This is a genomic window from Serratia sp. JSRIV001 (assembly GCF_019968745.1).
GTDB lineage: Bacteria > Pseudomonadota > Gammaproteobacteria > Enterobacterales > Enterobacteriaceae > Chania > Chania fonticola_B.
Genome location: NZ_CP074147.1, coordinates 5,212,652 through 5,228,842, shown reverse-complemented (window position 1 = coordinate 5,228,842; position 16,191 = coordinate 5,212,652). Strand labels below are relative to the sequence as shown.

At 55.8% G+C, this 16,191-nt stretch carries 11 protein-coding genes; 7 read left to right on the top strand and 4 right to left on the bottom strand.

Going from position 1 to position 16,191, the window contains the following annotated elements:
* Positions 1-39 precede the first annotated feature (39 nt).
* Both degQ and zapG read right to left on the bottom strand, forming a co-directional pair.
* Positions 40-1,413: a serine endoprotease DegQ gene (degQ, locus tag KGP17_RS24210; protein ID WP_021180681.1), complete on the bottom strand. Its 1,374-nt coding sequence runs from the start codon at positions 1,411-1,413 to the stop codon at positions 40-42.
* Positions 1,414-1,612: 199 nt separating this feature from the next.
* A complete protein-coding gene (zapG, locus tag KGP17_RS24205; RefSeq protein ID WP_021806950.1) occupies positions 1,613-2,011 on the bottom strand; it encodes a Z-ring associated protein ZapG in 399 nt (132 codons plus the stop codon).
* Between the two features lie 230 nt (positions 2,012-2,241).
* Here zapG and zapE point away from each other — a divergent pair, with 230 nt between their 5' ends.
* The 5 genes from zapE to sspB all read left to right on the top strand — a co-directional run bounded on the left by zapE (position 2,242) and on the right by sspB (position 6,045).
* Entirely contained in the window at positions 2,242-3,372 is a 1,131-nt protein-coding gene (gene zapE, locus KGP17_RS24200; protein WP_223498525.1) for a cell division protein ZapE, read from the top strand.
* Positions 3,373-3,669: 297 nt separating this feature from the next.
* Positions 3,670-4,098: a 50S ribosomal protein L13 gene (gene rplM / locus KGP17_RS24195; protein WP_021180678.1), complete on the top strand. Its 429-nt coding sequence runs from the start codon at positions 3,670-3,672 to the stop codon at positions 4,096-4,098.
* A 15-nt stretch (positions 4,099-4,113) separates the two neighbouring features.
* Complete coding sequence (rpsI, locus tag KGP17_RS24190) at positions 4,114-4,506, top strand: 30S ribosomal protein S9 (RefSeq protein WP_021180677.1); 393 nt, start codon at positions 4,114-4,116, stop codon at positions 4,504-4,506.
* 388 nt (positions 4,507-4,894) lie between these two features.
* On the top strand, positions 4,895-5,536 hold the full coding sequence (gene sspA / locus KGP17_RS24185; protein ID WP_021180676.1) for a stringent starvation protein SspA: 642 nt from the start codon (positions 4,895-4,897) through the stop codon (positions 5,534-5,536).
* Between the two features lie 5 nt (positions 5,537-5,541).
* On the top strand, positions 5,542-6,045 hold the full coding sequence (sspB, locus tag KGP17_RS24180) for a ClpXP protease specificity-enhancing factor (RefSeq protein ID WP_037376229.1): 504 nt from the start codon (positions 5,542-5,544) through the stop codon (positions 6,043-6,045).
* Positions 6,046-6,180: 135 nt separating this feature from the next.
* On the opposite strand, the gene KGP17_RS24175 is transcribed toward sspB, so the two are convergent.
* Positions 6,181-7,599 (bottom strand): glutamate synthase small subunit, encoded by a 1,419-nt coding sequence (locus KGP17_RS24175; RefSeq protein WP_021806948.1) that lies wholly within the window; start codon positions 7,597-7,599, stop codon positions 6,181-6,183.
* An 11-nt stretch (positions 7,600-7,610) separates the two neighbouring features.
* Positions 7,611-12,071, bottom strand: coding sequence for a glutamate synthase large subunit (gene gltB / locus KGP17_RS24170; RefSeq protein ID WP_021806947.1), 4,461 nt, complete (start codon positions 12,069-12,071; stop codon positions 7,611-7,613).
* A 695-nt stretch (positions 12,072-12,766) separates the two neighbouring features.
* Between gltB and KGP17_RS24165 the strand changes: the two genes are divergently transcribed.
* Entirely contained in the window at positions 12,767-13,693 is a 927-nt protein-coding gene (locus KGP17_RS24165) for a TIGR01212 family radical SAM protein (protein ID WP_059198978.1), read from the top strand.
* A gap of 114 nt (positions 13,694-13,807) precedes the next feature.
* The gene (arcB, locus tag KGP17_RS24160) at positions 13,808-16,147 is read left to right on the top strand and encodes an aerobic respiration two-component sensor histidine kinase ArcB (RefSeq protein WP_223498524.1); all 2,340 of its coding nucleotides are present in this window, start codon (positions 13,808-13,810) and stop codon (positions 16,145-16,147) included.
* Positions 16,148-16,191 lie beyond the last annotated feature (44 nt).

Below are 16,191 nucleotides of genomic sequence, written 5' to 3'. Positions count from 1 at the left end.
CCGGGCGCAGTATGCTGACGCGCCCGGTTTCGCAACAAATTAACGCAGCAACAGATAAATGTTTTCGTCGCCACGTACGATGTTCAACGCCATCACCGCCGGTTTAGCTTCTAGCAGTTTACGCAGTGCGTTGATGTTTTCAACGCGCTGACGGTTGACGCCGATGATCACATCCCCTTTCTGCAGGCCAAACTGCGCCGCCGGAGTGCCTTTATCCACCTTGTCGATCTTCACGCCTTTATCACCGTTTGGCAGCGCACCGTTGGTGAGGGAGGCACCTTGCAGCGCAGGCGACAGCGTTTCGGCATTGGTTGATACGCTTTCGCTGTTATCCAGGGTGACGGCAACGTCCATGGGTTTGCCTTCACGCAGCAGGCCTATTTTAACGGTAGTGCCCGGTGCGGTGGTACCCACTTTGGCACGCAGCTCGGCAAAGCTGCTGATCGGCTTGCCATCCAGGGAGACCAGAATATCGCCGGCTTTGATCCCGGCTTTGGCTGCGGCGGATTTTGGCATTACTTCACTGATAAAGGCTCCGCGTTGGGCATCCGTATTGAATGCTTTCGCCATATCGGCGGTCATTTCACTGCCTTTGATGCCCAGCAGGCCGCGCTTCACTTCACCAAACTCAATCAGCTGCTTGCTCAGGCTCTGTGCCATGTTACTTGGAATGGCGAAGCCGATACCGATGTTGCCGCCGCCCGGTGCCAGGATCGCGGTGTTGATACCGATCAGCTCACCGTTCAGGTTCACCAGCGCGCCGCCGGAGTTGCCACGGTTGATGGAGGCATCGGTCTGGATGAAGTTTTCCAACCCTTCCAGGCTCAGGCCGCTACGGCCCAGTGCGGAGATGATGCCGGAGGTTGCCGTCTGACCAAGGCCGAACGGGTTACCGACGGCTACGGCGAAGTCACCAACACGCAGCTTGTCGGAGTCGGCGATTTTTACCGCCGTCAGGTTTTTGACATCGCTGACCTGCAGCAGGGCAATGTCAGACTGTTCGTCGCGGCCAATCAGCTTGGCGTCATATTCGCGGCCATCATTGAGCTGCACGCTGATCTTGTCGGCGTTGTTGATGACGTGGTTGTTGGTAAGGATGTAGCCCTTCGCCGCGTCGATAATCACACCGGAACCCAGCCCTTCAAACGGGCGAGTGCTTTCTTTCGGTGTAGGCATGTTCGGGCCAAAGAAGAATTTAAACTGCTCTGGCAGCTGTGGCTGGCGTTGTACCTGGGTGCCTTCTACACGCACGCTAACCACGGCGGGCAGCACTTTTTCCAGCATGGGTGCCAGGCTTGGCAGCGATTCACCCGCAACGGCGGCCGGCATGGCTGCGTTGGCTGCCGGGACGGAGGCAAATGCCAGGCTAATGCTCATTGCTAATGCACTAAGAATTAAAGATCTTTTCATCATTGGTTATAGCTCTCTCAAAATCTGCCGGTGAAATTTTTTACGATACTGCCATAGCAATACCATTTATGTAGTCTAGGACAATGAATTTACGCGAAAAGTTCACTTAATCGTCAAGAGTAAGCATGGTCAGGGCGGGGAATTAGGGACGAACAAAGTGAACAACCCGTGGGATCGCCCCACGGGTCAGTATAACGGGGAATCAGTTACCGCGTGGAGCGCCGCGCAGCAGGCCGGAGGCCCCTTCGGAGTAATCACGTGGCATTTCCACTGGCGCCTGATCGTTATCCGCTTCCGCTTCGGTCAGACGATAGCGGAACGGGTTGTCCTGCATCGGCAGATCCGGCAGCAGGTTGTTGGAGCTTTTCGCCATATGCTGATACAGCTGACGATAGTCGCGCGCCATGTTATCCAGCAGTTCAGCACTGCGGGCAAAATGGCCAACCAGCTCCTGACGGTACTCTTCAAGCTCGGTTTTGCTTTTATCCAGTTCGTTTTGCAGCACCTGTTGCTGACGTAATTTACTGTTACCAAAACGCATCGCTATCGCACCGATCACGATACCGACCACCAAACCAATCAGCGCATACTCCCAGGTCATGATGACTCCTATTTTGACTTCGTTGTTCCGCAGGGATTTTTCACTTAATAATATCCACTATAACCGTTAACCTTGTCCGAGTGGAATCCTGATAAGCCAATACCTGCAGTTTGCAGGGGTTTTCTTGGGGTATAACGCCGATAAATGTGGCGATCAGGGTGCGAAGCGGCTGCCATCCGCCGCGAAAATTGGATAAATAAATTCTCAGCGTTGTTAGGGATTGCGAATACATGCAGGCACAGTCACCGTTATCACGCTACCAGCAGGCGCTGGAGGCGGGGGAATATCAGGCCGATGCGGTTCAGCGCCAGGCCGTCACGCAGTTGGATCAGATCTATCAGGCGTTGCAGCAGCTCCCGGCTCCTGCCGCCGCTAACGCTGGCAAGCGTCGTAACCTGCTTAGCCGTTGGTTAGGTAAGAGTGAGGAAACCACCACGCAGCGGCCGGTGCAGGGGCTGTATATGTGGGGCGGCGTTGGCCGGGGTAAAACCTGGCTGATGGACCTGTTTTTCCACAGCCTGCCCGGCGATCGCAAACTGCGGCTGCACTTTCACCGCTTTATGCTGCGGGTGCACGAAGAGCTGACGGAGCTGCAAGGGCAGGAAAACCCGCTGGAGATCGTCGCAGACGGCTTCAAGGCGCAAACGGACGTGCTGTGTTTTGACGAGTTCTTTGTCTCCGACATTACCGACGCCATGCTGCTGGCAACGCTGTTGCAGGCGCTGTTCGCTCGCGGTATTACGCTGGTGGCTACCTCTAACATTATTCCGGACAATCTGTATCGTAACGGGCTGCAACGCGCACGCTTCCTACCGGCGATCGATTTGATCAACGAGTATTGCGACGTGATGAACGTGGATGCAGGCATCGATTATCGCTTGCGTACCCTGACGCAGGCCCATCTGTATCTGACCCCGCTCAGCCAGCAAACGCAGGACACGATGGACCACATCTTCCTCAAGCTGGCGGGCCACGCCGGGGAAGAAGCTCCGGTGCTGCAAATCAATCACCGGCCAATGCCCACCTTGCGCGCGGTGGAAGGGGTATTGGCGATCGATTTTCATACCCTGTGTGAAGAGCCGCGTAGCCAACTGGATTACATCGCGTTGTCACGCCTCTATCACAGCGTGATGCTGTATAATGTGCGCATTATGGGGCCGCTGAAGGAAAATACCGCCCGCCGCTTCCTGGCGCTGGTGGACGAATTCTACGAGCGCCATGTCAAACTGGTGATCGCCGCCGAAGCCTCGATGTTCGAGATCTACCAGGGTGAACAGCTGAAGTTCGAGTTTCAGCGTTGCCTGTCCCGCCTGCAGGAGATGCAGAGCGAGGAGTATCTGAAGCTGCCTCATCTGCCGTAAACAGGCGTTCGGGCCTGGCTTTCAGGCCCAGTTTCGCCCCCGATTATCGTCGCCAAATCGGTCCCCTGCGCTAAATCCGTTTTCCCGGTAAAAACAGGTCGACCTTTGTGAGCGACTTCTCTATAATCTTGCGACCCCACGTTACAACAAAGTTTTTTTCCCAAAACTTTGTATAGTGCCGGCAATGGCTATTCGAAGGGGTAGGTTTGCTGGACTTGTATGGTCGTGTGAGCCTCAACTGTTTTCGAGCGTTGGGTGAACACCTACGTGTAACTAAATTATTGGGTAAGCTTTCTAATGAAAACTTTTACAGCTAAACCAGAAACCGTAAAACGTGACTGGTATGTTGTTGATGCAGACGGTAAAACTTTAGGCCGTCTCGCTACTGAACTGGCTCGTCGTCTGCGCGGCAAGCATAAAGCGGAATACACCCCGCACGTTGATACCGGTGACTACATCATCGTTCTGAACGCAGAAAAAGTTGCTGTAACCGGCAACAAGCGTACAGACAAGGTGTATTACCACCACACCGGCCACATCGGTGGTATCAAGCAAGCGACCTTTGAAGAGATGATTGCCCGCCGTCCTGAGCGCGTGATTGAAATCGCGGTTAAAGGCATGCTGCCAAAGGGTCCGTTGGGTCGTGCAATGTTCCGTAAACTGAAAGTTTACGCGGGCACCGAGCACACTCACGCGGCACAGCAACCGCAAGTTCTTGACATCTAATCGGGATTATAGGCAATGGCTGAAAATCAATACTACGGCACTGGTCGCCGCAAAAGCTCCGCCGCTCGCGTTTTTATCAAGCCGGGCAGTGGTAACATCGTTATTAACCAGCGTAGCCTGGAACAGTACTTCGGTCGCGAAACTGCCCGCATGGTAGTTCGTCAACCGCTGGAACTGACCGACATGGTTGGCAAATTCGATTTGTACATCACCGTTAAAGGTGGTGGCATCTCTGGTCAAGCTGGCGCTATCCGTCACGGTATCACCCGTGCACTGATGGAGTACGACGAGACTCTGCGTGGTGAATTGCGTAAAGCTGGCTTCGTCACTCGTGACGCGCGTAAAGTTGAGCGTAAGAAAGTCGGTCTGCGTAAAGCACGTCGCCGTCCGCAGTTCTCCAAGCGTTAATTTTTTCTGCTTCGGCAGGACGATTTACGCGAAAAACCCGCCTCTTCGGCGGGTTTTTTTATGCCTGCAATCAGATTAAACTTTATTAAAATCAGTGAGCTAGGTGATAAATCAACGCATAGCCACCACAAAACAGTCAAAATCTGGTAAACTATCACCCACTTTTGCGCCTGTTCGCCGTGCAGTGCTGTCAGTCTACCTCCGAGGCCGTTTTCCAGACCTAAGGTTTATCTGTGAGCTGCGGGCTTGCGGTCACGATTATTCAGGATAGCAGCCTGAGATACCCAATCAATTTCACGTCGTAGCTAGGCGGCAACAACGCAATGGCTCGTGGAGTGATGGATATTTTGGCTATTCGCCGTATTTTCTAGATAACTTGGAGGTTTTCATGGCTGTCGCTGCCAACAAACGTTCGGTAATGACGCTGTTCTCTGGCCCGACCGACATCTTTAGCCATCAAGTACGTATCGTACTGGCGGAAAAGGGCGTCAGCGTCGAGATCGAGCAGGTAGAACCCGATAATCTGCCGCAGGATCTGATCGACCTCAACCCATACCAAACGGTACCGACGTTGGTCGATCGCGAGCTGACGCTGTATGAATCCCGTATCATCATGGAATACCTTGATGAGCGTTTCCCTCACCCGCCGTTGATGCCGGTGTATCCGGTGGCACGCGGTGAAAGCCGTCTGATGATGCTGCGTATCGAGAGAAACTGGTACACGCTGATGTACAAAATCGAGCAGAGCAGCGGCCAGGAAGCTGAATCAGCACGCCGCCAACTGCGCGAAGAACTGCTGGCGATTGCGCCAATCTTCGGCCAGACCCCGTATTTCATGAGCGAAGAGTTCAGCCTGGTAGACTGCTACCTGGCCCCGCTACTGTGGCGTTTGCCGCAGCTGGGTATCGAACTGAGCGGTGCTGGCTCCAAAGAACTGAAAGGTTACATGACCCGTGTCTTCGAGCGTGATGCATTCCTGGCCTCTCTGACCGAAGCCGAGCGCGAAATGCGCCTGCAGACTCGGGGCTAAGCATCATGGATATGTCTCAGATGACCCCGCGCCGTCCTTATCTTTTGCGGGCATTCTATGACTGGCTGTTGGATAACCAACTGACTCCGCATCTGGTCGTGGACGTGATGCGCCCAGACGTGCAGGTTCCGATGGAATTTGCACGCGATGGTCAGATTGTGCTGAACATTGCTCCGCGTGCCGTAGGCAACCTGCAATTGGGCGACGACGAAGTGACCTTCAACGCGCGCTTTGGTGGCGTTCCTCGTCAGGTGCTGGTGCCAATGGCGGCCGTGCTGGCGATTTATGCGCGGGAGAACGGGGCTGGTACCCTGTTTGAACCGGAAGCCAAGTATGAAGATGAAGGGGCTTTCGAAGGGCTGGAAGAGGTGTCTAGCCCTACGGGTAGCCTGATGTCAGTGGTTGATAGCGATCGTCAGGATAGCTTGGAAGACGATAACGGCCCTGATGATGAACCGCCTCAGCCGCCACGCGGTGGTGGACGTCCGGCGTTGCGTGTCGTGAAGTAAGCTACGGCAGGCAGGGAAAAAGGTGCAACTCAGGTTGCGCCTTTTTTATTGTCTGTCGATCGGCAAGTTGGTTATCTGGAAGGTAAAAGCAAAGGGCCGGCAAGCCGACCCTTTGGGAGAACGTAGAGGTTTAAATCACACTTCCAGATAACACATGATGCCTTCGGCAGCTTTGCGCCCTTCGGCAATCGCGGTAACCACCAGATCGGAACCGCGAACCGCATCGCCACCAGCGAAGATTTTCGGATTGCTGGTCTGGAAGGCGTTATCGACCGATTCCGGTGCGACGATGCGGCCCTGCTTGTCCAACTGCACATCGTGCGCGGCCAACCAGTCCATCTGGTGTGGGCGGAAGCCAAAGGCCATCACCACCGCATCGGCGTCGATCACGTGCTCGGATCCAGGTACCTGTTCGGCAACCTGGCGGCCATTGGCATCCGGGGCACCCAACTGAGTGCGCACCATCTTGACGCCAGCAACGCGCCCCGCGCTGTTAAGCTCAATGCTCAACGGCTGTAGGTTGAACTGGAACTCGACCCCTTCCTCACGCGCATTCTTCACTTCGCGTTTGGAACCCGGCATGTTCGCTTCATCCCGGCGATAGGCACAGATGACCTGAGTCGCGCCCTGACGAATGGAGGTGCGTACGCAGTCCATGGCGGTGTCACCACCGCCCAGCACGACCACACGCTTGCCTTCCATGCTGACATACGGCTCGTGTTGTTCTGGTTGGTAGCCCATCAGCTGCTTGGTGTTGGCGATCAGGAACGGCAGCGCATCGTACACGCCAGGTGCATCTTCGTTCTCCAATCCACCACGCATTGATTGGTAGGTACCTACGCCGAGGAACACCGCATCGTATTCGCTCAATAGCGCATCCATGGTGATGTCTTTGCCGACCTCGGTATTGAGTTGGAACTCGATACCCATCTCGCTGAAGATGCCACGGCGTTTTACCATCACCTCTTTTTCCAGCTTAAAGGCCGGGATGCCGAAGGTCAGCAAACCTCCGATCTCTGGATGACGATCGTAAACCACCGCTTTGACGCCGTTACGGGTCAATACGTCCGCACAGGCCAGGCCCGCCGGGCCAGCACCAATAACGGCTACCCGCTTACCGGTTGGGTGCACGTGGGACATATCCGGCTTCCAGCCCATCTCGATGGCTTTATCGCTGATGTAACGCTCGATATTGCCGATGGTCACCGCGCCAAACTCGTCGTTCAGGGTACAGGAACCTTCGCACAGGCGATCTTGCGGACAAACGCGGCCACACACTTCCGGCAGGCTGTTGGTCTGGTGTGCCAGATCCGCCGCCTCCATGATGCGGCCTTCATTCGCCAGCTTCAGCCAGTTCGGAATATAGTTGTGAACCGGGCATTTCCATTCGCAATAGGGGTTGCCACAGGACAGACAACGGTCGGCTTGCGATTTCGCCTGGGTTTCCGAAAAGGGTTCATAGATCTCTACAAACTCAATTTTGCGGATCTTCAGCGGTTTTTTTGGCGGATCAACGCGCTGCAGGTCGATAAATTGATAAACGTTCTGACTCATTCAATGACCCCTTACTGCGCCTGAACCCGCAGCTCGGCTGCGGAACGACTACGGTGACCCAACAATGCTTTGACATCACTGGACTTCGGTTTGACCAGCGCAAACTTCGGCGCCCAAACCGGCCAGTTAGCCAAGATCTCTTCTGCCCGTGATGAACCGGTCAACTGCACGTGTTCGGTGATCAAACCGCGCAGGTGCTCTTCATGGATCGCCAGTTGATCGACGTCCAGCACTTCCACCAGTTCCGGGTTGACGCGTTTGCGGAACTCGCCATCTTCATCCAGTACATAGGCGAAGCCGCCGGTCATACCCGCACCAAAGTTGATGCCGGTCTTGCCCAAGACGCAGACGATGCCACCGGTCATGTATTCACAGCCGTTATCGCCAATGCCTTCAACCACGGTAATTGCCCCGGAGTTACGCACGGCGAAACGCTCCCCGGCACGGCCTGCAGCGAATAGCTTGCCACCGGTTGCGCCGTACAAGCAGGTGTTGCCGATGATGCTGGCTTCGTGGCTGCGGAAGGCAGAGCCTACCGGAGGACGCACGGCGATACGGCCACCGGCCATCCCTTTACCGACATAGTCGTTAGCATCGCCGGTCAGGGTCAGCTCAACGCCGCCGGCATTCCACACGCCGAAGCTCTGGCCTGCGGTTCCGGAGAAATGCGCCTTGATCGGATCGGCGGCCATCCCTTGGTCGCCATGCAGGGTGGCAATGGCTCCTGACAAGGTCGCGCCGACGGAACGATCGGTGTTACGGATATCGAAATAGAAGGTCTTGCTGTGCTTGGCCTCAATATGCGGTTGCGCCTGTGCCATCAGCTCCTTGTTCAGCACGCCCTGATCGAACGGCGGGTTGCTGCTTTCGGTGCAGTGCAGGGCTTTACCCGCGTGCGGTGTGGCAGTTTTCAGCAATGGAGACAGGTCCAGCTTGTTCTGCTTGGCGGAGATCCCGTCGAGCTCGGTCAGGAACTCGGTGCGGCCAATCAGATCGACCAGTTGGCTGACGCCGAGCGTAGCCATGATCTCGCGGGTTTCCCGAGCGATAAACTGGAAGTAGTTGGTCACGCGCTCTGGCAGGCCGTGATAGTGATCGCGGCGCAGTTTTTCATCTTGAGTTGCTACGCCGGTCGCGCAGTTGTTCAAGTGGCAGATACGCAGGTATTTACAGCCCAGCGCCACCATCGGGCCGGTGCCGAAGCCAAAGCTCTCTGCACCCAGAATGGCTGCTTTGACAATGTCCACGCCGGTTTTCAGGCCACCATCCACCTGCAGGCGGATCTTGTGGCGCAGGCCGTTGGCCACCAGTGCCTGCTGGGTTTCTACCAGGCCAAGCTCCCATGGGCAGCCAGCATATTTAACTGAAGATAATGGGCTTGCACCGGTGCCACCGTCGTAACCGGCAATGGTGATCAGATCGGCATAGGCTTTCGCTACGCCGGTGGCAATGGTGCCCACGCCCGGCTCGGAAACCAGCTTCACCGAAATCATTGCCTTCGGGTTCACCTGTTTCAGATCGAAAATCAGCTGTGCCAAATCTTCAATCGAATAGATATCGTGATGCGGCGGAGGTGAGATCAGGGTCACGCCCGGCACCGAATAACGCAGTTTGGCGATATACGGCGTGACCTTATCGCCAGGCAACTGACCGCCTTCACCCGGCTTGGCACCTTGGGCGACCTTAATCTGGATCACGTCGGCGTTCACCAGATAGGCTGGCGTCACGCCGAAGCGGCCAGAGGCCACCTGCTTGATCCGGGACACCTTGTTGGTGCCGTAGCGCGCCGGATCTTCACCGCCTTCACCGGAGTTGGAGAAACCGCCCAGGCTGTTCATGGCAATCGCCAGCGACTCATGAGCCTCCGGGCTGAGTGCCCCGATGGACATGGCGGCGGTATCGAAGCGTTTGAACAGTGATTCGGCGGGCTCAACCTGATCGACCGGGATCGGCGCGCCTTTCGGGGTGATCGCCAGCAGGTCGCGCAATGTAGCAATCGGGCGCTCGTTCACCAGCTTGGCATAAGCCTGGTAATCGCTGTATTCACCGCTGTGCACCGCTTTTTGCAGCGAGTTCACCACGTCTGGGTTATACGCATGGTACTCGCCGTTGTGGACGAACTTCAGCAGGCCACCTTGATCCAGCGGCTTGCGTTTCAGCCAGGCGCGTTTGGACAGGTTTTGCAGATCCTGCTGGAAGTCGCTGAAGCTGGCACCGCCGATGCGGCTGACCACGCCCTGGAAGCAGAGATCGGACAGGTCACGGTGCAGGCCAACGGCTTCAAACAGTTTGGAACAGCGGTAAGAGGCGATAGTCGAGATGCCCATTTTGGACATGATCTTGTACAGCCCTTTATTGATGCCGTTACGGTAGTTCAGCATCACGTCGCGGTATTTCTTGTCGATCGCCTGGCTGTCGACCAGCTTGGCCAGCGTTTCGTAGGCCAGATACGGGTAGATGGCGGTGGCACCAAAGCCCAGCAACACGGCGAAGTGATGCGGGTCGCGGGCGCTGGCGGTTTCAACGATGATGTTGGCATCACAGCGCAGGTTTTTGTCCACCAGGCGGGTCTGGATTGCCCCCACCGCCATTGGCGCCGGCACCGGCAGGCGCTGGTTGCTGATGGCACGATCGGACAGTACCAGCAACACTGCGCCGTCACGGACTTTACGTTCCGCTTCATTGCACAGGGCATGGATGGTCTGTTCCAGATCCTGCTCCGCCGGATCGAAGGTCAGATCGAGCGTGTCGGCACGATAATATTCGCCTTCCAGCGTAGTGAGCTGCTTGAAGTCTGAATACAGCAGGATCGGCGATTTGAAGCTCAGACGATGCGCCTGGCCTTCGGCTTCGCAGAATACGTTCATCTCGCGGCCGATGCTGGTGGCCAGAGACATGACGTGGGCTTCACGCAGCGGATCGATCGGCGGGTTGGTGACCTGAGCGAACTGCTGGCGGAAGTAGTCATAAATGATGCGTGGACGGCTGGAAAGCACGGCGAACGGGGTATCGTCACCCATCGAACCGGTGGCTTCCTGGCCGATCTCGCCCAGTACGCGGATCACCTGGTCCAGCTCTTCGCTACTGTAGCCGAACTGCTTCTGGTAGGTTTCCAGCGTGGCGTCATCCAGCTCGCGGCTGCCCACCTGATCTTCTGGCAGGTCTTCGAACGGCACCAGACGCTTAACGTTCTTCTCCATCCACTCTTTATACGGGTGGCGGCTTTTCAGATCGTTGTCGGTTTCAGCTGAGTGCAGGATCTTGCCGCTGCGGGTGTCGATCACCATCAGCTCGCCTGGCCCGACGCGGCCTTTTTCGATGACTTCATCCGGCTGGTAATCCCAGATGCCGACTTCTGAGGCACAGGTGATCAGCTTGTCTTTGGTGATGACGTAGCGCGCCGGACGCAGACCGTTACGGTCCAGGTTACAGGCGGCGTAGCGGCCATCGGACATCACGATGCCTGCCGGGCCGTCCCACGGCTCCATGTGCATCGAGTTGAAGTCAAAGAAAGCGCGCAGATCGGTGTCCATATCCGGGTTGTTCTGCCAGGCCGGTGGCACCAGCAAACGCATGGCACGGATCAGATCCATACCGCCTGCCAGCAACAGTTCCAGCATATTATCCAGTGAGCTGGAGTCGGAGCCGGTTTCGTTAACGAAAGGCGCAGCTGCTTGCAAATCCGGGATCAACGGGGTCTGGAACTTGTAGGTACGGGCACGTGCCCACTGGCGGTTACCGGTGATGGTATTGATCTCACCGTTGTGCGCCAGATAGCGGAACGGCTGTGCCAAAGGCCAGCGCGGCACGGTATTGGTTGAGAAGCGCTGGTGGAACAGGCAGATGGCCGATTCCAGCCGCAGGTCGGCCAGATCCAGATAGAAGCGTGGCAGATCGGCTGGCATGCACAGACCTTTGTAGATCGTCACCAGGTTGGAGAAACTGCACACATAGAAGCTGTCATCCTGGACGCGCTTCTCGATACGGCGACGGGCTACAAACAGGCGGCGTTCCATATCACGTGGACGCCAGCCCGCAGGGGCGTTTACGAAAATCTGTTCAATACGCGGCAGGGAAGAGAGGGCGATCTCACCCAGAACGTCCGGGTTGGTAGGAACTTCGCGCCAGCCGACGATCGACAGCGTTTCGTTCTGCAGCTCTTCTTCAACAATGCGGCGGCTGGCACGGGCTTCCTCTTCGTTCTGGCTAAGGAACATCATGCCAACGGCGTAGTTCTTGGCTAAACGCCAGCCGCGCTCTTCCGCCACCATGCGGAAAAAGCGATCGGGCTTTTGCAATAACAGGCCGCAACCGTCGCCAGTCTTGCCGTCAGCAAGAATTGCACCACGGTGTTGCATGCGGGCCAGTGCGTGAATAGCGGTCCTCACCACTTTGTGGCTAGGTTCGCCTTCTATGTGGGCGATCAGGCCGAAACCACAGTTGTCCCTCTCATGGGATTTATCGTACAGCATATCAGTGAACCTCCCCAGGCTCTGTGTGACTCTTACAACCCACTGCGAAGGGCCTGCTCAATTTCAGGCAGAAGTCCAATCAGCAAGGTTAATATCGCCAATCTGCTTTTCCGCCCTCCATCAATGGCCTCTCGTGACGGTTCTCACAAGTGGTAAATGACTTGTTTTAAGAGGGAGTCTTAAATTACTGCATAATTATGACGAGACGTTTGCCCGTCCAGAAAGCTTCCAGCGGACCTCCAACTTAGCGAGAAAGAATACGCAGGTCAAATATGGGCTTAACAGGGATTTTGATGGCTTGCATGAGGTTTATGATGATGAAAAATAAGTTTTTTCAGACGGTTTTGGCTCGATGGAAAGGCAGGGGGAGTGCCGCAAAAATGTGAGCTGTCTCACTATAGTGCAATGCCTGAATCTCTGCACCATGCTAGTGCTGGCGGCAATGCCAGAGTTTTATTCTGGTAAATTTATATTTATTGTTGTTTATAACTATTTTTCACCGCTTTGTCATAAAGCTGTTAACAGTGCGCTGAGGATTAGAAACTTTCATCGAGATAAAAATGATTTTATTTGCACTAATAATGAATAGTTATGCCTACGGCGGCCTTTGGGGAAAAGCGTTGATCCCTGTCATCGCGGGAAAAGCCGTTTCTTATTAGCATAACGGCCTTCAAACACAGAGAGACACCAAGATTATGCAGTTGCCGCAATTAGTCAATATGTTTGGTAGCGATCTTCAGCGCCGTTATGGGGAGAAGATCCACAAACTCACGCTGCACGGTGGGTTTAGCTGCCCGAACCGCGACGGCACGCTGGGGCGCGGTGGCTGCACTTTCTGCAACGTGGCCTCTTTTGCCGATGAACAGATGCAGCAGCAAAGCATTGCGGAGCAACTGGCCATTCAGGCGCAGAAGGTTAACCGGGCCAAGCGCTATCTGGCCTATTTCCAGGCCTATACCAGCACTTATGCCGAAGTCGAACTGTTGGCCAACATGTATCGGCAGGCGCTGACGCAGGCCGAGATGGTGGGTATCTGTGTCGGCACCCGGCCAGACTGTGTGCCGGAAGCGGCGCTCGATCTGCTGGCAGGCTACCGTGAGCAGGGCTTCGAGGTGTGGCTGGAGCTGGGGCTGCAAACGGCGCACGATAAAACACTAAAGCGCATCAACCGTGGCCACAATTTCTCCTGTTACCAGCAGACCAGCCGCCTGGCGCGGGAGCGCGGCCTGAAGGTATGCAGCCACCTGATCGTTGGCCTGCCCGGTGAGACTCATCAACATCATCTGGCTACGCTGCAAGCGGTGGCTGAGAGCGGGGTAGACGGCATCAAGCTGCACCCGCTGCATATTGTCACCGGTAGTACCATGGCGCGAGCCTGGCAGGCGGGGCGTTTGCCCGAGCTGTCGCTGGAAGATTACGCATTCAGCGCCGGGGAAATGATCCGCCATACGCCGAAGGAGATTATCTACCACCGCATCTCGGCCAGCGCCCGTCGGCCCACCCTGTTGGCACCATTATGGTGCGAAAACCGTTGGAACGGCATGCAGGCCGTCGGCGGCTATCTTCAGCGGCAGGGTGGTCAGGGTTCGGCTTTGGCCGTAGGCCAGCAATACCAGCCTTAAAACCCTGTTCTCAGGTTGCGAATTGCAACCATTCCCACAGTTCACAGTAAGGTTTCTTATCTTGACCGCATTTTACGGTATGATTTGAGAGATTATGTCTGTTGGGAATGGCTCATGAAGCAAATCCGGGTGTTAGCCCAGTACTACGTTGATTTGATGGTAAAACTGGGGCTGGTGCGCTTTTCACTGTTGCTGGCTTCAGCGCTGGTGATACTGGCGATGGTGGTGCAGATGGCGGTCACCATGCTGTTGCGTGGTGAAGTGGAAAGCATCGACGTGGTGCGCTCCATCTTCTTCGGTCTACTGATCACGCCGTGGGCGGTTTATTTCCTTTCGGTGGTGGTAGAGCAACTGGAAGAGTCGCGCCAGCGCCTGGCTCGGCTGGTGGATAAGCTTGAGGAGATGCGCAATCGCGATCTCGCGCTGAACCAGCAGATGCAAGAGAACATCAGCCAGCTCAATCAGGAAATTGCCGACCGTATCAAGGCGGAGCAAGATCGCCAACAGGTGATGGATAAGCTGACCGAAGAGATGGAGCAGCGCGAACAGGCGCAGGTGGAGTTGGGCCAACAATCAGCATTGCTACGCTCTTTCCTCGATGCCTCCCCCGATCTGGTTTACTACCGCAACGAAGAAAAAGAGTTTTCCGGCTGCAACCGGGCGATGGAGCTGCTGACCGGCAAGAGTGAAAAACAGCTGATCGGCCTGACCCCCTTTGATGTCTACAGCAAAGAGATCGCCGAAAAAGTCATCGAAACCGATGAGAAAGTATTCCGCCATAACGTCTCCCTGACCTATGAACAATGGTTGGTGTACCCAGACGGTCGCAAGGCCTGTTTTGAATTGCGCAAGGTGCCGTTTTACGACCGCGTGGGCAAACGTCACGGGCTGATGGGCTTTGGCCGCGATATAACCGAGCGTAAGCGCTATCAGGACGCGCTGGAGAACGCCAGCAGGGATAAGACTACCTTTATCTCAACGATCAGCCACGAGCTTCGTACGCCGCTTAATGGCATCGTCGGCCTGAGCCGTATTCTGCTCGATACCGAACTGAACGATGAGCAACTGAAGTATTTGAAAACCATCCACGTCAGTGCCATCACCCTGGGTAATATTTTCAACGACATCATCGAGATGGATAAACTCGAGCGGCGTAAGGTCCAGTTGGACAATCAGCCGGTCGACTTTACCGGCTTCCTGGCGGATCTGGAGAACCTCTCCGGCCTGCTGGTGCAGCCGAAAGGGCTGCAGTTCGTGATGGAGCCCGAGTTACCGCTACCGGAGAAAATCATTACGGACGGCACACGCCTGCGTCAGATCCTGTGGAACCTGATCGGCAACGCGGTGAAATTCACCCAGCAAGGCCAGATCGTGGTGCGCGTCAGGCGCGAAGAGCAGGAACAGATCGTGTTTGAGGTTGAAGACTCAGGCATGGGGATCCCGCAGGATGAGCAAGACAAGATTTTCGCCATGTATTATCAGGTCAAAGACCAGAACGGCGGGCGTCCGGCGACCGGCACCGGGATCGGTCTGGCGGTCTCCAAACGGCTGGCGCAGAGTATGGGCGGAGATATCACGGTAAACAGCGCACAAGGGCACGGTTCTTGCTTCACCTTGACCATCAAGGCGCCTGCGGTGGACGAAGTGGTCAATGAGGTCCAGGCGGTGGAAGAAATGCCGCTACCGGCGTTGCATATCCTGCTGGTGGAAGATATCGAACTGAACGTGATCGTGGCCCGTTCAGTGTTGGAGAAGCTGGGCAATAGCGTTGCGGTAGCCATGAACGGCCGCGATGCGTTAGCCATGTTCGACCCGGACGAGTTCGATCTGGCCCTACTGGATATCCAACTGCCAGACATGAGCGGGCTGGATATCGCCCGTGAGCTGCGCGAGCGTTATGCGGGCCGCTCGTTGCCGCCGCTGATTGCGTTGACAGCTAATGTCCTGAAAGACAAGAAAGAGTATCTTGAAGCGGGCATGGACGATGTGCTGAGCAAGCCGTTGTCGGTACCGGCCTTGACCAAGATGATCAAACATTACTGGGATCATCAACCCCAACATACCACAAAGAAAACGGAGCAAAAGTCGATGCAGATTAATGAATCGTTGTTGGATACCGCAATGCTGGAGCAGTACATGGATCTGGTGGGGCCGCAGCTGATCCATCAGAGCCTGGCGATGTTTGAACAGGTTATGCCGGGGTATCTGGCGGTGCTGGATTCCAACATGACCGCGAAGGACGAGAAAGGGATCACCGAAGAAGGGCACAAAATCAAGGGTGCCGCTGGCTCCGTCGGGCTAAAACATCTGCAACAGCTGGCCCAGCAGATCCAGACGCCAACGTTACCAGCCTGGCAAGACAACGTGCAAGAATGGGTCGATGAGCTGAAGCAGGAGTGGCGCAATGACGTGGCGGTGCTGCGAGCTTGGGTAGAGAACGCTGAAAAAAAATGACCCCAGCCGAGGCCGGGGTGCGCGAATATTGCGCCAACACCAGG